Below are 18,950 nucleotides of genomic sequence, written 5' to 3'. Positions count from 1 at the left end.
GGCGAGGGTGTACTCGACGACGCGGACGGTCACCGGGTCGCGACGGTTCCTGCGGTCGTGTCCGGCGAAGACCTCGCTGAGGTAGGAGCCGTCCGACAGCGTCCGCAGGACGGGCAGGCCGGCGTTCTTGCGTACCCGCCACAGGAGGTCCGCGCCGGTAGCCCGGGCCTGCTGCCACAGCTCGACGCCGTAGAAGCCCCGGTCCGCCAGCAGCAGCATCCCCGCGCGCAGATGGCCGAACAGCCGCCGGGAGAGCGTCTGCTCGCCGGCCGACAGCGGGCCCACCTCGGCGGCGAACATCGCGTGGGTGCCGCACTCGGCCAGCCCCACGACCCGGGCCTGCGGGAACGCGGCCGCCCCGCGTCCCGAGGCATGGCGGCCGAAGAAGGCGTCGTTGGCCTCGGTGTCCGCCAGGTCCAGCGTGGTGCCGTCCACCGCCACCACACGCCAACGCCGGTACCACGCACCCGCGGTCCCGGGCACGGCCATCGGACGGCACACCCGGGCGAACAGCAGACGCAACGGCTCCGGCCCCAGCCGCCGCCGGGCCCGGCCGATCGCGGCGGTCGTCGGCACCCGCCACGACCGCCGCCCCTCTCCCAGTCCCTCACCCAGCAGCCGCGCGACCTCCTCGTAGCCCTGCCCGAAGAACAGGCACATCGCCAGCACGAAGTACACGACCACCCGCGCCGGCAACAACCGACTGCGCTGCTCGGCCCGCCCGGTCTCAGCGATCACCTCATCGACCAGACCCGGCGGAAACACCTGCGTCAGCACCCCGATCGCAATCCGATCCGACAACCGCTCACCCGCACACGACTTGACCTGCCCCACCCTCGCCACACCACAACCAACGAGACAGACACACCAAAGTCACTGGCATTGCTCCTAGGCCTTGCCCGGCCTCTCGCCGGACGACTGTGCCCATGACAGCACCACCCATGCGACCACCGTCAGTCCCAGGACGTGAACGGCCGGTGATCGCGCCTCCACAAACACCGCGGGCGCCCGGCGCGATCCGGGAAGCGGGCTCAGGGCGCGCCCGACAGCAGCCGCGCCAGCAGCGCGGCCGGCCCCTCCGGCAGGCTGCCGTGCACCAGTTCGGTGCGGTGCACCAGCCGCGGGGCGGCGATCGGCACGGACGCGACGCCAGGCGCCCCGGCGAGGACGGACGCCGGGAGGAGGCTGAGCCCGTGTCCGGTGGCGACCAGGGCGAGCAGCCCGTGCACGTCGGTGCCCCGGTAGCGGGTGGCGGGGCGAAAGCCGTCGACGCCGGCGGCGGCGCGCAGCCGGGCGGCGGTCGGGGTGAGGTCGGGGGCGTCGAGCCAGCGGGCGGCGGAGAGGTCGGCGAGCGCGACGCCGGTGCGGCCCGCGAGGGGGTGGCCGGGCGGGAGGGCGACGGCGACGGGCTGCTCGTCGACGGCGACGGTGGTGAGCGGGCCGACGTCGGGCAGCGGCAGCGGGTCGCTGGGGGCGGCGAGGCCGTCGATCAGGGCGAGGTCGACCTCGCCGGTGGCGACCTGGGCGGGCAGCGCGTCCTGGGCGAGGACCCGGACGACGAGGTCGGCCGCCGGGTGGGCCCGGCGCACCTCGCCGAGTGCGCGCCCCAGGGTCGCTCCGACTGCCAGCGGGGTGGCCCCGAGCACCAGCCGGGCGCTCGGGGCGCCGGCCAGGCGTGCGACGTCGGCGCGCGCCGCCTCCAGTCGGACCAGCAGGGGCGCCGCGTGCTCCAGCAGCCGCAGGCCGGCCTCGGTCGGGCCGACCGGGCGGCGGCTGAGCAGGCCGGTCCCGAGGTCGGCTTCCAGGGCGGCGATCTGCTGGGAGACCGCGGACTGGGTGTAGCCGAGTTCCCGCGCGGCCTCGGAGAAGGAGCCGAGGCGGGTGACGGTGACGAAGGTGCGCAGCTGCTGCGGATCCACGGCAGTCATCAACTCTTCTGATCGAGGGGTAAGAAATCATCGTTGGCGCTGATCTCGGGTGCGGGGTCAGGATAGTCCCATGACCTACCTCACCCCGCGGATCGCCCTGGTCGGCGACCGCTCCCCCGCCGTCCGCTCGCACGCCCGCATCCCCGGGCTGCTCGACGCCCTCGCCGAGCGCGAGCAGCTCGTCCTGGACGCCTACTGGATCCCCACCGAGGACGCCGGGGCGCCCGGCGCCCTGGACGGCTTCGACGCCGTCTGGCTGCTCCCCGGCAGCCCCTACCGCAGCGAGGCGGGCGCGCTGGCCGCCGTCCGGACCGCCCGCGAGCGCGGCATCCCCTTCCTCGGCACCTGCGCCGGGTTCCAGCACGCGGTGCTGGAGTACGCCCGCAACGTCTGCGGCCTCGGCGGGGCCGTCCACGGCGAGGAGCACCCGGAGCGGGACGAGCAGGTGATCGTGCCGCTGGCCTGCTCCCTGGTCGGCCACGAGGGAGCGGTCGCGATCACCCCCGGCACGCTCGCCGAGCGCGTCCTCGGCACCACCCGCACCCTGGAGCGCTACCACTGCGCGTACGGCCTCAACGCCGACTACCTGGACCGGCTGCGCGCGCACGGGCTGCGGTTCAGCGGCGCGGACGGCGCGGGCGAGGTGCGCGTCCTGGAACTGCCGGGCCACCCGTTCTTCCTCGCCTCGCTGTTCCAGCCGGAGCTGTCCGGCGACGGCACCCGGGCGCACGCCATGATCCGCGCGCTGGCCGGCGCCGCCGTCGCCCACGCGGCGGGCTCGCCGGCCTCGACCGACCGAACGGCCACCGACCCGACCGCCACCGACCCGGGCACCGACCCGAGCGCCACCACCTTGGAGGCCACCGCATGACCGCCACCGAGATCGCCGGAGTCCGGATCCCCGACAGCCGCCTCGCCACCGAGGCCACCGAGCTGGTCCGGGACGCCACCACCGAGCTGCTGTACCACCACTCCCGCCGGGTCTACCTGTTCGGCGCCCTCCAGGGCCGCCGCCGGGGGCTCGACTTCGATCCCGAACTGCTGTACCTGGCCGCGATGTTCCACGATCTCGGCCTGGGCCCCGAGCACCACGCCTCCGGTCGGCGCTTCGAGGTGGACGGCGCCGAGGCCGCCGCCGCATTCCTGCGCGGGCACGGGGTGGACGAGCGGCGGGTGCGCCTGGTGTGGGAGGCGATCGCCCTGCACACCACGCCCGGCATCCCGGAGTTCCTGGAGCCGGAGATCGCGCTGACCACCGCCGGGGTGGAGCTGGACGTGCTCGGTATCGGGTACGCGGACCTCGCCGCCGCCGACCGGGACGCGGTGGTCGCCGCCCATCCGCGCCCGGACTTCAAGCGCGGCATCCTGCGTGCCTTCCACGACGGCGTCGCGCCCAAGCCGGAGACCGCCTTCGGCAACGTCAAGGCGGACGTCCTCGCCCACTTCGACCCGGACTTCGAGCGGACCGACTTCGTCGCCGTGATCGAGAACTCCGCCTGGCCGGAGTGACCCCGCCCGGCCCCGCGCCCGCCCAACCCCCGCCCCCACTCCCACAGGGCACGTCACATCGGCAGCGAGCGCAACCGCACCGGCCCCTCCGGCCACCCGGCGCCCTCCGCCAGCGGCGCCCACATGGTGCGCAGCGGCATCACCGCCAGCCGCCCCTCGGGCTGCTCCACCGTCACCTCCTCCGCGACCTCGCGGAATCCGAGCCCCCGGTAGAACGTGGCCAGCGGCGGGCGGCAGAACAGCAGCGCGTGCCGGTGGCCGAGGGTGCGGGCGTGGCCGAGGGCGGCCCGGACCAAGGCCTGCGCGAGGCCGGCGCCGCGCCGGTCGGGGGCGACGGCGACGCCGCCGACGCCGACCGCCGTCAGGTCGGTGCCGCCGACGGTGAGCGGGAGCGGCAGCAGCCCGGTGTGTGCGACGAGCCGGCCGTCGGCGGCCCGGACGCCGAAGTGGATGTCCTTGGGCAGCCAGGCCAGTCCGGTGTAGGCGACGCCGTACGGGTCGTCGCCGGGGCCGAGGATCTCGTCCTGGTCGGCGCGGGTGTACTGCGGCAGCCGGACGACGGTCGGCGGCTCGGGAGAGAAACGATCATCCATCCGACCATGATCCCTTCCGGGGAAGGCGAATTCCAGGCTGTTCCCGGCCACTGCGGCCCGCTCGCCACCCCGGGCCGGACGGGGTGTGCGAGCATGCCCCCATGCGCCAGCCCACCCAGCAGCGGCCCCGACTCCGGCGCCCCACCGGCCGGTTGGACCCCACCCGTCACCAGCACCACCCGTCCACCGACCAGCCCCACGCCGCCCACCACGCCGACGCCACCCACCAGACCGACGCCGCCGACCAGTTGGACTCGGCCCTCGCCGCGGTGCCGCTGCCGGGCCCGCCGCTGCGCCTGCCCGGCCCGGTCGTCGCACTCGGGCCGACCGCCCTGGTGCTGCTGGTGCTCGTCCCGCTCGCCGCGGGCGACCCCGACATCGGGCCGACCACCTCGGCGCCGGTCAACGCGGGCCTGGTGGCGGCCGGCGCGCTCGCCCTCGCCGTCCGCCGTCGGTACCCGGCGGCCGTCGCCGCCGTCACCCTGCTGGGCGGCCAACTCCCGCTCGCCGTCGCCCTCTACGGGCTGGCCACACGGCGCGGCGCCACCCGGGTGCTGGCCGTCCTGGCCGCGCTGGCCGGGGTGCGCCTGCTCGTCCCCATGGACCTCGGGGACGTCAGCAGCCTCTCCGCCCTCGCCAACCTGGCCGAGGACCCGCTGGTCTTCTGCGCAGTCCCGCTCGCGCTCGGCCTCACCGCCCACCAGCGCGCCCGCGCCGTCGCCGCGCTCGCCGAACGCAACCGACTGCTGGAGGCGGCCCGCCGGTACGCCGAGGAGCGCGCCGCCGCCGCCGAACGCGCCCGGCTCGCCCGGGAGATGCACGACGTCGTCTCCAACCGCGTCTCCCTCATCACCCTGCACGCCGGCGCCTGCCAGGTCGCGGCCTCCGACGACCCGACGGCCGTCCGGGAGACCCTCGGCCTGATCCGCGCCCTCGGCCTCCAGGCCCTCACCGAACTGCGCGGCCTGCTCGGCGTCCTCACCCCGGCCTCCGACCAGGGCCCCTCACTGCACGGACTGCCCGCCCTGGTCGAGGAGTCCCGCCAGGCCGGACTCGCCGTCGACCTCACCCTCACCGGCCCCGCCGAAGGACTGCCCGCCCCCGGACCGGCCGTGCAGTACGCCACCTACCGGATCGTCCAGGAAGCCCTGACCAACGCCCACAAGCACGCCCCGGCCGCCGAGGTCGCCGTCACCGTCGAGGTCCACCCGGACGGACTGCGCCTGGACATCGTCAACTCCCCCGCCACGGCAGCCGACCCGGACGGGCCCAGCTGCCCTCCGGCGGCCACGGCCTGGACGGCATGCGCACCCGCGCCGACGACCTCGGCGGCACGCTGCACGCCGGCCCCACCACCGAGGGCGGCTTCGCCGTCCGGGCCCGCCTACCGCTGACCGCCGCCTGAACCTCAGGCAGCGGCGGCGCGCTTCACCAGCTCCGCCCACACCTCGTCGACCCGGGGCGCGAGCGCCTCCAGCGGCCCGCCGTTGTCGATCACCACGTCGGCGATCGCCAGCCGGTCCGCCCGCGAGGCCTGGGCGGCCATCCGGGCCCGGGCCTCCTCCTCGGCCATCCCGCGCAGCCGCACCAGCCGCTCCACCCGCACGTCGTCGGCCGCGTCGACCACCACGACCAGGTCGTACAGCGGGGCGAGGCCGTTCTCCGCGAGCAGCGGCACGTCGTGCACCACCACCGCGTCGGGCGCGGCCGCGGCCTCCAGTTCGGCGGACCGGGCGCGCACCAGCGGGTGGACGATCGCGTTCAGTGCCTGGAGCCGCGCCGGGTCGGCGAAGACGATCGCGCCGAGGGCCGGGCGGTCGAGCGCGCCGTCCTCGCGCAGCACCTGCGGCCCGAACTCGGCGGCCACGGCCGCCAGACCGTCCGTCCCGGGCGCGACCACCTCGCGGGCGATCACGTCGGAGTCCACGATCACCGCGCCGTGGGCGGCGAGGAGCCGGGACACCTCGCTCTTGCCGGCGCCGATGCCACCCGTCAGTCCGATCTTCAGCATGGCGTCAGGCTACCGGCGCCCGGACCGCCGACGCCATGGACCGGCCACCCGACCCCGCCCCCCGGCACCGTCAGCCCAGCTCCAGGCTCTCGCCCTCCCCCAGCACGGTCAGCTCCGCGCCGGTGCCCGGCCCGTCGGGCCCGAGCAGCCGGGTGGCGATCATGTGCCCGATCGGGCTGAGGGTCGCCTCGTGCACCGGCACCGCCACGCGCGGGGCCGCCTCCCGGACGTAGTCGACGACCTCACCGGCCTTGCTCCACGGCGCCGCGAGCGGCAGCAGCAGGGTGTCCACCGCGTGCGGCGGCACGGTGAAGGCGTCGCCGGGGTGGAACAGCCGGCCGTCGAAGAGGAAGCCGATGTTCTTCACCTGCGGGATGTCCTGGTGGATGACCGCGTGCCATTCGCCGTGCACGCTCACCCCGACCCCGCCGACCTCGAAGGCGTCGCCCTCGCCGACCACGGCGACGCGCTGCGCCACGCCGTCCAGTTGGGCGGCCACCGCGCTGTTGGTCCACACCCGAAGGGCCGGGTCGGCCTCCAGGGCGGCGCGCAGCCGGGCCTCCTCGAAGTGGTCCATGTGCTCGTGGGTGATCAGGACGGCGTCGGCCCCGGTCAGCGCGGCGGGGTCGGTGAACGCCCCGGGGTCGACGACGACGGTCGTCCCGTCGTGCTCCAGGCGTACGCAGGCGTGTCCGAACTTGGTGATCCTCATGCGGCCGACCATACAGCAGGACTGCACAGTTTTGCTGTGGAGATTCCCGGTACGCTTCTCCCATGAACAGTCCGGCTCCCGAAACCCTCGAACTCGCCGCCGAGCTGCGCGCCGCCATCGGCGACCTGGTCCGCTCCCTGCGCCCGGGCGACGAGCTGCCGCAGAACCAGGCCGGCGTCCTCGGCGTCCTCGTCCGCGACGAACGCGCCTGCACCGTCGCCGAACTCGCCGAGCACCAGCGCGTCCGCCACCAGTCGATGGCCCGCACCGTCGCCCTGCTGACCGAGGCCGGGCTCGTCACCCAGCAGCCCCACCCCACCGACGGCCGGAAACTGCTGGTCACCGCGACCGGAGCGGGCCGCGCCGCCCTGCTGGAGCAGCGCGCCCGCCGGGAGGAGCGGATCGCCACCGCCATCGAGGCCCGCCTCACCCCCGAGGAGCGGTTGGCCCTGAGGGCGGGCGTCGACCTACTGCGCCGACTGCGCTGAGCCCACCAGGTCCCTGGCCTCCGGCCGCGGGGCCGGGACGGCCGTCGCGCCGAGGGCCGCCTCGCCCACGGCCACCTCGCCGACGGTCGGCAGTTCGACGTGCTCGCTCAGCCCGAAGCGCCGGTGCAGGCGCCGCAGCGGGGCGGGCGCCCACCAGTTGAACTCGCCGAACAGGCTCATCGCGGCGGGCACCAGCAGGCAGCGCACCAGGGTGGCGTCCACCGCGACGGCGACGGCCAGCGCGATGCCCATCTGCTTGACCATGAGCATGTCCCCGAGGGCGAACCCGGCGAACACGATCACCATCAGCAGCGCCGCCGAGGTGATGATCCGGCCACTGCGCTGGACCCCGAGCTCCACCGCCCGGGTGCAGCTGTGGCCCTTGTCCCGCAGTTCCTTGATCCGGGCGAGCAGGAACACCTCGTAGTCCATGGACAGCCCGAACGCGAAGGCGAAGACCAGCACCGGGATGAAGGTCTCCAGCCCGCCGGTGGGGCTGAAGCCGAGCAGCCCGCTGAAGTAGCCGTCCTGGAACACCAGGGTGAGCGCGCCGAGCGAGGCGCCCAGCGACAGCAGGTTCATCAGCAGCGCCTTGACCGGCATGACCACCGAGCCGGTCATCAGGAAGAGCAGCACCAGCGTGCCGACCGCGACCAGTCCGAGCGCCCAGGGGCCCCGCGACATCAGCTCGTCCTTGAAGTCGACGACCGAGGCCGCGCCGCCGGTGACGTAGGTCTTCAGCCCGCCGCGGTCGTCCCGCAGTTCCTGGACGACCTGCTTGGCCTGGTGGCCCTGCGGGTCGCCGTGGACGAGCACGTCGACGGTGGACACCGAGTCGCTCACCGGATTCACCGCCCGCACCCCGGCGACCCCGGGCAGCTTGGCGACGACGTCGTCCGCGTACGCCTGGGCGACGGGCGCGCCGCCCTCGACGACGACGGTGATCGGCGCGGCCGCGGCCTGCGGGAAGCGCTGGTCGACGGCGTCGGCGACCTGCCGCCCGGCCGAGGAGGCGGGCAGCACGGCGGCGCCGGAGTTGCGCATGTCGGCGTGCAGGAAGGGTGCGCCGGCGGCCATCAGCAGGGCGACGCAGGCGAGCGCGACCGGCACCGCCCGCTTGCCGACCCGGCGGACGGTCCGGCTGAAGAAGCCCTCGTCGGGGACGGGCGCGGCGGGCGCCTTGATCCGGGAGCCGGCGAAGCCGAGCAGCGCGGGGATCAGGGTCAGCGCGGCGGCGACCGCGATCACGACCACGCTCACCCCCGCGGCGGCGACCGCGCCGAGCACCGGGCTGGTGAAGACGAACAGGCCGGAGAGCGCGACGGCGACGGTGAGGCCGGAGAAGGCGACGGTGCGCCCGGCGGTCGCGGCGGTGCGTTCGACGGCGGCGGCGATGCCCGCGCCGTGCCCGCGTTCCTCCCGGAAGCGGTTCACCATGAGCAGCGCGTAGTCGATCGAGAGTCCGAGCCCGAGCACGGTGGCGATCGGCAGCACGCTGGTGTCGATGTCCATGATCCGGCTGAAACCGAACATGGCCAGCAGCGCGCCGCCCACCGAGGCGACCGCGCCGATCACCGGCAGGCTGGCCGCGGCGAGGCCGCCGAAGACCAGCACCATGACGACCAGGGTGAGCGGCAGCGTCACCATCTCGCCGAAGCGGGTGTCCTGTTCGGTCTGCTTCTTGACCTCGTCCTGGAGCACCAGGTCCCCGCCGACGGTGACGTGGGCGTCGGCCTCGCCGTTCAGGGCGGCGAGGCGCTGGGTGACGGCGTCGGTCTGGGCGGAGGTGCTGGTGTCGGCCATCCGTACGGTGACCAGGCTCGCGGTGCCGTCGGCGGAGCGCAGTGCGGCGGGTGCCGGGCCGGTGCCGTAGGCGTCGAGCGCGGAGGAGACGCCGGGGAGGGCGGCGAGGTCGGCGGTGGCCTTGGTGACGGCGGCCCGTACGGCCGGGTCGTCGACCGGTTTCCCGTCCACGACGGCGGTGACGGTGCCGCGGGCCGGGTCGGTCGCGGCGACCACCGCGCTGCCCCGGTCGGCTTCGGCGGTGGCGGAGGAGGCGCCGGCCACCGTTCCTTCGAAGACCCGGCCGCCGATCAGCACGCCCACGACCAGGACGACGGCCCAGAGGCCGAGCACCCAGCGGCGGTGGCGGAAGCAGAACCGGCCGAGGGCGGCGAGCCGCCCGGGGACCGCGGGGTCGTCGGCAGCGGTGGGAGCGTTGCGCATGAAGGAGGCCTTTCGGGCAGCTCCCCTCAATGTAGGTGCAACCCGGTGTTCGACCTATAGACGGACAATGAGCCACATCTCACATAATTCCTTCACATAAACCACAAATAAGTGAAGGCGAAAAACGAAAGAACGTGAAGCAAAAGGCCCCGGCCAAAGGCGGAAAACGAAATGGGCCCCACCCGGATTTCTCCGGGTGGGGCCCACCGTTCAGCTATGCGCCAGGTACTGGCAGCGGGTCAGAGCTTCAGCTCTGGCCACCCGCCAGCTTCTCGCGCAGGGCCGCCAGGGCCTCGTCCGAGGCGAGAGCGCCGGAGCCCTCGTCGCTGCTGGACGAGTAGGAGCCACCGGCAGCGGCGGCGACAGCGTCGCCACCCTCGGCAGCGGCCTCGGCGTCGGCCTCACGGCTCTTGATGACCTGGGCCTGGTGCTGCTCGAAGCGGGACTGCGCCTCGGCGTACTGGCGCTCCCACTCCTCACGCTGCTTCTCGAAGCCGGCCAGCCAGTCGTTCGCCTCGGGGTCGAAGCCCTCCGGGTAGATGTAGTTGCCCTGGTCGTCGTACGAGGCAGCCATGCCGTACAGGGTCGGGTCGAACTCGACCTCGGCCGGGTTGGCACCCAGCGCCTCGTTGGCCTGCTTGAGCGACAGGCTGATGCGGCGACGCTCGAGGTCGATGTCGATGACCTTGACGAAGATCTCGTCGCCGACCTGGACGACCTGCTCCGGGATCTCCACGTGGCGCTCGGCCAGCTCGGAGATGTGGACCAGACCCTCGATGCCCTCGTCCACGCGGACGAACGCACCGAACGGAACCAGCTTGGTGACCTTACCCGGAACGACCTGGCCGATCTGGTGGGTACGGGCGAACTGCTGCCACGGGTCCTCCTGGGTCGCCTTCAGCGACAGGGAGACGCGCTCGCGGTCCATGTCAACGTCGAGAACCTCGACGGTGACCTCCTGGCCGACCTCGACAACCTCGGACGGGTGGTCGATGTGCTTCCAGGACAGCTCGGAGACGTGCACCAGGCCGTCGACGCCACCCAGGTCCACGAAGGCACCGAAGTTGACGATCGAGGAGACGACGCCGGAGCGCACCTGGCCCTTCTGGAGGGTGGTGAGGAAGGTCTGGCGGACCTCGCTCTGGGTCTGCTCCAGCCAGGCACGGCGGGACAGGACCACGTTGTTGCGGTTCTTGTCCAGCTCGATGATCTTGGCCTCGAGCTCCTTGCCCACGTAGGGCTGGAGGTCGCGGACGCGGCGCATCTCGACGAGCGAGGCCGGCAGGAAGCCACGGAGGCCGATGTCGAGGATGAGACCACCCTTGACAACCTCGATGACGGTACCGGTGACGATGCCGTCCTCTTCCTTGATCTTCTCGATCGTGCCCCAGGCACGCTCGTACTGAGCGCGCTTCTTGGACAGGATGAGACGACCCTCCTTGTCCTCCTTCTGGAGAACCAGGGCCTCGATGTTGTCACCGACGGCGACGACCTCGTGCGGGTCGACGTCGTGCTTGATCGAGAGCTCGCGGGACGGGATGACGCCCTCGGTCTTGTAACCGATGTCGAGGAGGACCTCGTCACGGTCGACCTTCACGATGACGCCCTCGACGATGTCGCCATCGTTGAAGTACTTGATGGTCTCGTCGATGGCGGCGAGGAACGCCTCGGCGTCGCCGATGTCGTTGACCGCGACCTGCGGGGTGGTGCTGAGGGAGGAGTCGGTGGGGCTCGTCATTAGGAAAAGGGCTCCGGTACGGACATGAAAGTCGTAGGTAATGCCACGCGGAGGGCCCGTATCGCTCCCACCGAAAGCCGGACAGCCAAGAACACGGCGCACCGGCATTCCCGCACAGCGAGAAATCCGGCGTCCGTCTTGCGACCGTGGGGTCTTCGACAGATGCGAGCGCGACCTGCTCCGTCTGAGGCGCGCAGGCCCGCAGCGCAACTTGTAGCATACGGGGACGGCCAGGCACGGTCAACGCCAAGAGCGGCAAGACGGTGGAGCCCGGTATGGATCAGGCCATATCCTCCGATTGCGCACCTTGCGGTGGCGCCCGAAGGGGGCCCTTCCCCGGATGCCACCGCCAGGATCGGGTCCTTGACGGGCCCGGTCTCGGCAGCGGCGCTTCCGCACTCCACACCCTACGCGATGGGCATTATCACCGTGGCCACCACCCCCCAGTCCGACCTGCATGATCTTGACGGCGACGGCGACGACGCGGTACGGCGCGCGGCCGGCACCGGGGAGAGCAGCCGGGCCAGTCGGCACTGGTGGGACCGCAACGCCGACGAGTACCAGGACGAGCACGGGGAGTTCCTCGGCGACGACCGCTTCACCTGGTGCCCCGAAGGCCTCGACGAGGCCGACGCCCACCTGCTCGGCGAGGTCGCGGACAAGGACGTGCTGGAGATCGGCGCCGGCGCCGCCCAGTGCTCGCGCTGGCTGGCCGGCCGCGGCGCCCGCCCCGTCGCCCTGGACATCTCCCACCGCCAACTCCAGCACTCCCGCCGGATCGACCTCGGCCGCGGCGCCACCCCCGTCGCCGTCGTCCAGGCCGACGCCGCCGTCCTGCCCTTCGCCGACGCCTCCTTCGACCTCGCCTGCTCCGCCTACGGCGCCGTCCCGTTCAGCGCCGACACCTCCGCCCTGATGCGCGAGGTGCACCGGGTGCTGCGCCCCGGCGGCCGCTGGGTGTTCTCCGTCACCCACCCGATCCGCTGGGCCTTTCCCGACGAGCCCGGCGTCGAGGGCCTCACCGCCGCCGCCTCCTACTTCGACCGCACCCCCTACGTCGAGGAGGACGAGCAGGGGCGCGCCAGCTACGTCGAACACCACCGCACCATCGGCGACCGGGTCCGCGAACTCGTCGGCGCCGGCTTCCGGTTGACCGACCTGGTCGAGCCCGAGTGGCCGGCCGGCCTGGAGCAGGAGTGGGGCGGCTGGTCCCCGCTGCGCGGGCGGCTGATCCCCGGCACCGCGATCTTCGTCGCCGAACGGGGCTGACGCCTTGCCGAACCCCGCCTCGCCGAACCCCGGCTCGCTGAACCCCGCCTGGCGCGAACTGCCCGTCCGCAGCGCCCTGCCCGCCCTGCACGACGCGCTGGACGGGCCCGGCACCGCCGTCCTCGCCGCCCCGCCCGGCACCGGCAAGACGACCCTGGTGCCGCTCGCGCTCGCCGGGCTGCTCGATCCCGGGCGTCCGACGCTCCGCGTGCTGGTCGCCGAACCGCGCCGGCTCGCCGTCCGGGCCGCCGCCCGGCGGATGGCCTGGCTGCTCGGCGAGGCGGTCGGCGGGCGGGTCGGCTACACCGTGCGCGGAGACCGTCGCGTCGGCCCGGAGACGGTGGTCGAGGTGGTCACCACCGGCGTGCTGCTGCAACGGCTCCAGCGCGACCAGGAGTTGCCCGGCGTCGACCTGGTCGTCCTCGACGAGTGCCACGAACGGCACCTGGACGCCGACACCGCGCTCGCGTTCCTCCTCGACGTCCGGGCGGCACTGCGGCCCGAACTGCGGCTGGTCTGCGCCTCGGCCACCTCCGACACCGCGGCCTGGGCCGAACTCCTCGGCGGCGCGCCGGTGGTGGAGGCGCACGGAATCTCCCACCCGGTCGAGACGGTGTGGGCGCCGCCGCCGCGCGCCGTCCGGCCCGCCCACGGCACCCGGGTCGACCCGGCGCTGCTCGACCACGTCGCCGCCACCGTCCGGCGGGCGCTCGCCGAACAGGAGGGCGACGTGCTCTGCTTCCTGCCCGGCGTCGGCGAGATCAGCCGTGTCGCCGGGCAGCTGTCCACCGTGGCGGCGGACGTCCTGCAACTCCACGGCCGCGCCCCGCAGGCCGTCCAGGACGCCGCCCTCACCCCCTCGGACGGCCGCCGCGTCGTGCTCGCCACCGCCGTCGCCGAGTCCTCGCTCACCGTGCCCGGCGTGCGCGTCGTCGTCGACGCCGGGCTCGCCCGCGAACCGCGCACCGACCACGCCCGGGGCCTCGCCGGCCTGGTCACCGTCCGCGCCTCCCTCGCCGCCGCCCGCCAGCGCGCCGGCCGGGCGGGCCGCGAGGCCCCCGGCACCGTGTACCGCTGCTGGAACGAGGCCGAGGACGCCCTCGCCGCCCGCTTCCCCACCCCCGAGATCGCCCTCGCCGACCTCACCACGTTCGCTCTCCAGGCCGCCTGCTGGGGCGACCCGGACGCCACCGGCCTCGCCCTGCCCGACGCCCCGCCCGCCGGGGCGATGGCCGCCGCCCGGCAGACCCTCCAGGCCCTCGGCGCCGTCGACACCGACGGCCGGGCCACCCAGCGCGGCGTCCGCCTCGCCCGCACCGGGCTGCACCCCCGGCTGGGCCGCGCGCTCGTCGACGGCGCCCCTGCCGTCGGCGCCCGTCGAGCGGCCGAGGTGGTCGCCCTGCTCTCCGAGGAACCGCCGCGCGCCCTCGGCGACGACCTCGGCGCGGTCTGGCGGACGGTCCGCTCCTCCAGCGACCCGTACGCCGGCCGCTGGCGCGAGGAAGTCCGCCGCCTCCTGCGCGCCGCCGGCTCCGAGGCCGCCACTCAACTGCCCGACACGACCGCCGCCGGCCTCGTCGTCGCCCTCGCCTTCCCCGAACGCATCGCCCGCGCCCGGGTAGAGCGCCCCGCCCCCGGCGAGCGCAGCCCGTACCTGATGGCCTCCGGGACGGCGGCCGAACTCGCGCCCGGCACCGCCCTCGGCGCACTCCCGTGGCTCGCCATCGCAGCCGCCGACCGCCCGGCCGGCTCCCACTCCGCCCGCATCCTGCACGCGGCGGCACTGGACGAGGACACCGCCCGGCTCGCCGGCGCCTCGCTGCTCGAATCCCGCGAGGAAGTCCACTGGGACACCCGCCGCGACGAGGTCGTCTCCCGCCGGGTCGAGTCGCTGGGCGCGATCGAACTCGCCGAGAAGCCGCTCAGCCGCCCCGACCGGGCCCTCGTCCGCACCGCCATCGTCGAAGGCCTGGCCCGCGAGGGCGTTTCCGCCCTCCTCACCTGGCCCTCCCCCGGCCTGCGCGAACGCCTCGCCTTCCTGCACACCGCTCTGGGCGACCCCTGGCCGGACGTCTCCGACGAGGCACTGTTGGAACGCGCCGACGAATGGCTGGAGCCCGAACTCTCCCGCGCCCGTCGCCGCGCCGACCTCGCCCGCATCAACACCACGGCGGCGTTGCAGCGTCTGCTCCCCTGGGCCACCGGAGAGGCGGGCCGCCTGGACGAGCTGGCCCCCGAGCGCATCACGGTGCCGTCCGGCTCGAAGATACGAGTCGACTACAGCACCGAACGCCCTTTTCTCGCAGTCAAGTTGCAAGAACTCTTCGGCTGGACGGCGGCCCCCGCCCTGGCCGCCGGCCGCGTCCCCCTCACCATCCACCTGCTGTCTCCCGCCGGGCGCCCCGCCGCCGTCACCGGTGATCTGGAGAGCTTCTGGCACAACGGCTACCGCGCCGTCCGCGCAGAGCTGAGAGGCCGCTACCCCCGCCACCCCTGGCCCGAGGACCCGTCGACGGCGGAGCCCACCCGCCGCCTCAACCCGCGGAACTGACACTCCTCCTCGACGGGGGGGTTCCCCCGCTCGTGCTGCCGTCAGGAGATCGAGAAGCCCATCTGGCTCACCACCGGCGTCATCGGCACGTAGAGCACCTGCGCGTAGCAGGTCGTCGAGTGGGCCGTCGATCCAGCCGGGCAGCCGACCGCCGACCTTCCGGCCACGATCACGCCGCGAGCCTCCATGTCGCCGTTCGCGCCGGACGGGTTGGCGAGTGCGGGGCCGCCGCTGTCACCCTTCGCGCCGATCGCCCGACGGTCACCACCCTTCGACTCCGCGACGTCCACCGGCTTGATCTTCGTCCCCTCGTCGTTCGTCGTCTCGACATCGACCTTCTTGACCTCCACGTCGCACTTCCACCCCGACTGGGCGCCGCTGAGGCAGACGAGGTCCCCCACGTTGTTGCGTCCGACCCCGTACGTGCGTCGCGACGAACCGCCGCTGTCCGACCAGGCACCGTCGTAGAACCGGCCGGCGCCGTTGCCGTTGATCCCGATCATGCCGACGTCCAAACCGTCGCCGATCGCGTACAGGTCGCCGATGTAGCCGCTGGTGCCGTTGTAGTACCGGCCGCTGCCGCAGTGTGCGGCGGTCAGCAGCACCTTCGTCCCGTCCTTCCAACCGCTGAACGCGGTCGAGCAGAACGAGGCCTTGCCCGTGTTGACTTCGGCGCCCGCGTAGTACGGCGCGCTGTCGGAGTGCCGGCTGCCGGACAGCGCTGCCGGGATGCCCTCGACGGTGGCCGTCACCGGCATCCCGGCGATCTCGGCGGCCGTCCGGGAGTACGCCTGCTCGGTCGTGGCGCCGCCGGTCGGCCGGGTCGCCTTCGTCGGCACGTACGTGATCGCGATGGCGGTGCCGTCCTCCTGCGGGCCGATCGACGTCCATGTCTCGGGCGCCACAGCGGCGGTGAACCGGTCGATCGCGGCGCGCATCTCGGCACGGGAGTAAGGGCTTTGGTGAACGTCGACGGTGTAGCCGGGGCCGGCGTTCGCGTCGAGCAGCGCCCGGACCTCGGCCGGGGCCTCGCCCTTCCAGTAGATGTCGGCGTGCTGGTTCGACGCGTCGATCACGGTCCCGGCGTAGCCGTCCGCCGCCCGGTCGCCGGACTCCACCCAGTCCTGCACCGGGTCCGTCATGCGGTGGAGCTTCTGCTGGGCCTGCGGGTCGCGGAGCACCGGCAGGCTGACCGACGGGACCGGCCCGTCCTGCCCGTCCGGCGCGGCATCGGCGGCGACGAGGGCGGAGGCGGTCACGGCGGACAGGGCCAGGGACAACAGGAGACGGGAGCGGCGCATACGCGGTCCTTCGACGAGGCTGGCGGGCCGACACCCAGCGTAGGGACCGATCCACGTCTCGCCTGGCCAGAAGGCGCGTTCCGGGCGGCGGCAGGCGCACGCGGCAGGCGACGCGCCCCCGTCAACAAATCACCGCTCCGGGAAGTCACCAGCCTGAACGGAGGAGAGGAAAGACGTCCAAGCCGAGGCCGGAAAAACGAGGGCCGGACCCTGCGGGTCCTTGGAGTCACGCACGGGGACGCCGCCCGGAAGAGATCCGAGGGCCACCTCGACGCACTCACCCCCGTGATCCGCGCTGTAGCTGCTCTTGCGCCAGGTCACCATCGCCAGCTCCTCGGAGGTCTTACGCTAGGAAGTCGCCCTCACGGACGGCCATCACGAAGGCTTCCCAGGCGGCGGCCGGGAAAACGAGAGCCGGGCCCTGCGGGTCCTTGGAGTCACGCACGGGGACGAGGCCGGGGAATCCGGGGGCCACCTCGATGCAGTCTCCGCCGTTGGGAGCGCTGTAGCTGCTCTTCCGCCAGACGGCTCTGGCGAGCTCGTTTCGCGTCATCCTTGTACCCTTCCAGCGCATCACGGATCAGCGCAAGCGAGTTACTCCCTGGGAGTACCTCACTGCGAAGCCGATCATAGACGCGCCGGTGTGCAGCGACGACTTCCGGATCATTGCTCGGATGCCCTCGATCCAAGCTCTCCGAGTAGACGTAGTTCTGCCCGTCGGGCATCTCCAGTAGGACCATCGACGTGGGGATGACGGTCCTACGGTCCGCGAACGGCGCGATCTCAATGATCACGTTCGATAGCTCTGAGATGGCCAGCAGGTGTTCCATCTGCCGATACATCACCTCGGGCCCGCCGATGACCGTCCGAATCGTACTTTCGTCAAGAACAGCCAGAAGTAAGGGGCCGTCCTGCACGAGGAACCGCTGCTGCCGAGCCAATCGTGCAGTCGTTCGCTCCTCAATCAGCGCTGTCGAACCACCAGCCGCAAACAGCGCCTGCGCATACTCCCGACACTGCAGCAAGCCATGCATGTATCCGCACTGGTAGACACGGGCACCGAGCGCCTCGGACTCCATGTCTGCATGGGTCTGAAACCAATCCGGGTGTTCAACCTGAGCGTTCCAGTCCACCTTCCCCCAGATCCGCCTCAACGCACCGCCCGTGTTGAGCAGTTCATCGGCCTTCTCCACCAGTTCCGGCGGCATGCGGCGCTGACCGGTCTCGTACCGGGTGATGTTCGTCCGGCTGCAGTGCAGCAGCTTGCCCAGCTCTTCCTGGGTGTAGCTGGCCAGCTCCCGGTAGAACCGCAGCTCCTCGCCGAACAACTCAGCCGAACTGGCCGTCAACTCCCGCTTGAACCGCCGATGTGCCACAGCCGTCCCCCTCACGCACCACGTGCCCCTGGCACCCGATTTCGGCCATCACCGTACCTCTGGACCCTCGATGATTGACACCAGAGCGCAATCATTCGCATGCACAGCGTGATTGCGCACTACCCTCGCGCTCCCCCATCCGCCCCCTTGAGGTGCCCCGCCATGCTCAAAATCCGTACCGCCCACCGCCCCCGCCCGTTCGCGGCCCGCCTGGAATCCCGCACCGAATCCACCCCCATCGCACGGCAGTTGCTCCGCGCCTACCTCGCCGCGCTCCCCACCGGCGACCGCTACCGCGACACCGCCGAACTCCTCCTCGGCGAACTCTTCGCCAACGCCGTCCAACACACCGCCGACGCCCCCACCGACCGCCTCATCGAAGTCAGCTTCGCCCTCACCGGCGACCACCGGCTCCGCCTCGAAGTCCACGACGCCGGCACCGGCCGCCCCTCACTCCACACCCCCACGCCCGACGACGAACACGGACGCGGCGTCCTCCTCGTCAACGAGCTGGCCGAGAAGTGGGGTTGCTGCCCCCGCGCCGGCGGGGTCGGCAAATTCGTCTGGGCGCTGATCGCCCCCGCACCCACGCCCGCCACCCTCCTCACCGTCTGAACAGGTGCCCACCATGCGACTCCCCCTCACCGCCCGCCACCTGTTCGACACCGGCTCCACCCCCGCCGACACCTACGCCACCCTCGCCCGCCACACCCGCGAACCCCTCCGATCCGCCCGCGCCGTCTGCACCGCCCTCGGCATCCCCGCCGCCGAAACCCAACGCCGCCTCAACGACTGCTACGACGCCCTCCTCGCCACACCCCGCCCCGGCACCGAGAACGACACCGGCGAGCTCCTCGAAGCCCTCGGCGTCTTCGACATCCCCAAAACCCCCGACAACCGCGACCTCGCCATCATCGAACTCCTCACCACCGCCATCGCCGCCCACGGCAACATCCGCGCCGGCCACCAACACGGCCTCACCCGCTGGTTCACCACCGGCAACCTCACCACCGCCTACCTCTCCCTCACCACCACCCACCCCCACCCCACCACCGGCAACCCCACCCACTACTGGACCACCCTCACCACCGCCGGCGAACTCCTCACCACCACCCCCACCCCCGACCCCCGCCTCAAACCCGCCCTCACCCACTGCCGAAACCGCGCCCAAGCCCAAGCCCAAGCCACCCACACAACCCACCCATGAACACAGGAAGTCGACCCACCCGACTTCCTGCGCGCACCAGA

Annotated in this window: 19 protein-coding genes; 8 read left to right on the top strand and 11 right to left on the bottom strand. The window is 73.0% G+C overall.

From position 1 onward, the window contains the following. Together ACFWPT_RS34095 and ACFWPT_RS34090 are read right to left on the bottom strand one after the other, a co-directional pair. Positions 1–834 (bottom strand): IS4 family transposase (locus ACFWPT_RS34095; RefSeq protein ID WP_380486532.1); only part of this gene is annotated, 834 nt, incomplete at its 3' end. A gap of 197 nt (positions 835–1,031) precedes the next feature. Further along, positions 1,032–1,919 carry a LysR family transcriptional regulator gene (locus tag ACFWPT_RS34090; RefSeq protein ID WP_380486536.1) on the bottom strand — a complete coding sequence of 296 codons (888 nt, stop codon included), beginning with the start codon at positions 1,917–1,919 and terminating at the stop codon, positions 1,032–1,034. Positions 1,920–1,998: 79 nt separating this feature from the next. On the opposite strand from ACFWPT_RS34090, the gene ACFWPT_RS34085 reads away from it, so the two are divergent. Together ACFWPT_RS34085 and ACFWPT_RS34080 are read left to right on the top strand one after the other, a co-directional pair. Beyond that, entirely contained in the window at positions 1,999–2,799 is an 801-nt protein-coding gene (locus ACFWPT_RS34085; RefSeq protein ID WP_380486530.1) for a hypothetical protein, read from the top strand. Beyond that, positions 2,796–3,437 carry an HD domain-containing protein gene (locus ACFWPT_RS34080; protein ID WP_380337918.1) on the top strand — a complete coding sequence of 214 codons (642 nt, stop codon included), beginning with the start codon at positions 2,796–2,798 and terminating at the stop codon, positions 3,435–3,437. The genes ACFWPT_RS34085 and ACFWPT_RS34080 overlap by 4 nt, the downstream gene beginning before the upstream one ends. A gap of 53 nt (positions 3,438–3,490) precedes the next feature. On the opposite strand, the gene ACFWPT_RS34075 is transcribed toward ACFWPT_RS34080, so the two are convergent. Beyond that, complete coding sequence (locus ACFWPT_RS34075) at positions 3,491–4,030, bottom strand: GNAT family N-acetyltransferase (RefSeq protein ID WP_380486528.1); 540 nt, start codon at positions 4,028–4,030, stop codon at positions 3,491–3,493. Between the two features lie 101 nt (positions 4,031–4,131). Between ACFWPT_RS34075 and ACFWPT_RS34070 the strand changes: the two genes are divergently transcribed. After that, the gene (locus ACFWPT_RS34070) at positions 4,132–5,424 is read left to right on the top strand and encodes a sensor histidine kinase (RefSeq protein WP_380486525.1); all 1,293 of its coding nucleotides are present in this window, start codon (positions 4,132–4,134) and stop codon (positions 5,422–5,424) included. 14 nt (positions 5,425–5,438) lie between these two features. Here the strand turns inward: ACFWPT_RS34070 and coaE are convergent, their stop codons facing one another. After that, entirely contained in the window at positions 5,439–6,041 is a 603-nt protein-coding gene (gene coaE, locus ACFWPT_RS34065; RefSeq protein WP_380372524.1) for a dephospho-CoA kinase, read from the bottom strand. Between the two features lie 70 nt (positions 6,042–6,111). After that, on the bottom strand, positions 6,112–6,753 hold the full coding sequence (locus ACFWPT_RS34060) for an MBL fold metallo-hydrolase (protein ID WP_380486523.1): 642 nt from the start codon (positions 6,751–6,753) through the stop codon (positions 6,112–6,114). Positions 6,754–6,815: 62 nt separating this feature from the next. Between ACFWPT_RS34060 and ACFWPT_RS34055 the strand changes: the two genes are divergently transcribed. After that, positions 6,816–7,241: a MarR family winged helix-turn-helix transcriptional regulator gene (locus ACFWPT_RS34055; RefSeq protein ID WP_380486521.1), complete on the top strand. Its 426-nt coding sequence runs from the start codon at positions 6,816–6,818 to the stop codon at positions 7,239–7,241. Here the strand turns inward: ACFWPT_RS34055 and ACFWPT_RS34050 are convergent. Both ACFWPT_RS34050 and rpsA read right to left on the bottom strand, forming a co-directional pair. Continuing rightward, positions 7,221–9,467: an MMPL family transporter gene (locus ACFWPT_RS34050; RefSeq protein WP_380486519.1), complete on the bottom strand. Its 2,247-nt coding sequence runs from the start codon at positions 9,465–9,467 to the stop codon at positions 7,221–7,223. The two genes, ACFWPT_RS34055 and ACFWPT_RS34050, sit on opposite strands and share 21 nt — an antisense overlap. 247 nt (positions 9,468–9,714) lie before the next feature. Then, positions 9,715–11,205, bottom strand: coding sequence for a 30S ribosomal protein S1 (gene rpsA / locus ACFWPT_RS34045; protein WP_063347134.1), 1,491 nt, complete (start codon positions 11,203–11,205; stop codon positions 9,715–9,717). A gap of 414 nt (positions 11,206–11,619) precedes the next feature. On the opposite strand from rpsA, the gene ACFWPT_RS34040 reads away from it, so the two are divergent. After that, positions 11,620–12,474: a class I SAM-dependent methyltransferase gene (locus ACFWPT_RS34040; protein ID WP_380486517.1), complete on the top strand. Its 855-nt coding sequence runs from the start codon at positions 11,620–11,622 to the stop codon at positions 12,472–12,474. A 4-nt stretch (positions 12,475–12,478) separates the two neighbouring features. Beyond that, the gene (gene hrpB / locus ACFWPT_RS34035) at positions 12,479–15,025 is read left to right on the top strand and encodes an ATP-dependent helicase HrpB (protein ID WP_380486515.1); all 2,547 of its coding nucleotides are present in this window, start codon (positions 12,479–12,481) and stop codon (positions 15,023–15,025) included. A gap of 41 nt (positions 15,026–15,066) precedes the next feature. Here hrpB and ACFWPT_RS34030 read toward each other — a convergent pair whose 3' ends face one another. The 4 genes from ACFWPT_RS34030 to ACFWPT_RS34015 all read right to left on the bottom strand — a co-directional run bounded on the left by ACFWPT_RS34030 (position 15,067) and on the right by ACFWPT_RS34015 (position 17,702). After that, complete coding sequence (locus tag ACFWPT_RS34030; protein WP_380486513.1) at positions 15,067–16,326, bottom strand: hypothetical protein; 1,260 nt, start codon at positions 16,324–16,326, stop codon at positions 15,067–15,069. 129 nt (positions 16,327–16,455) lie between these two features. Continuing rightward, positions 16,456–16,650: a DUF397 domain-containing protein gene (locus tag ACFWPT_RS34025; RefSeq protein WP_380486511.1), complete on the bottom strand. Its 195-nt coding sequence runs from the start codon at positions 16,648–16,650 to the stop codon at positions 16,456–16,458. Positions 16,651–16,669: 19 nt separating this feature from the next. Continuing rightward, positions 16,670–16,801, bottom strand: a complete 132-nt coding sequence (locus tag ACFWPT_RS34020; protein WP_380486509.1) for a DUF397 domain-containing protein — start codon at positions 16,799–16,801, stop codon at positions 16,670–16,672. Further along, positions 16,764–17,702: a helix-turn-helix domain-containing protein gene (locus ACFWPT_RS34015; protein ID WP_380486507.1), complete on the bottom strand. Its 939-nt coding sequence runs from the start codon at positions 17,700–17,702 to the stop codon at positions 16,764–16,766. Before ACFWPT_RS34015 ends, ACFWPT_RS34020 begins: the two co-directional genes overlap by 38 nt. Positions 17,703–17,864: 162 nt before the next feature. On the opposite strand from ACFWPT_RS34015, the gene ACFWPT_RS34010 reads away from it, so the two are divergent. Then, a complete protein-coding gene (locus ACFWPT_RS34010) occupies positions 17,865–18,317 on the top strand; it encodes an ATP-binding protein (protein ID WP_380486505.1) in 453 nt (150 codons plus the stop codon). Between the two features lie 13 nt (positions 18,318–18,330). After that, positions 18,331–18,909: a hypothetical protein gene (locus ACFWPT_RS34005; RefSeq protein WP_380486503.1), complete on the top strand. Its 579-nt coding sequence runs from the start codon at positions 18,331–18,333 to the stop codon at positions 18,907–18,909. Positions 18,910–18,950 lie beyond the last annotated feature (41 nt).

Origin of the sequence: Kitasatospora sp. NPDC058478 (assembly GCF_042720345.1) — a bacterium.
In the GTDB taxonomy this organism is placed as follows: Bacteria; Actinomycetota; Actinomycetes; order Streptomycetales; family Streptomycetaceae; genus Kitasatospora.
The sequence above is the reverse complement of the archived record's forward strand: the minus strand, read 5'-3'. Positions and strand labels throughout refer to the sequence as shown.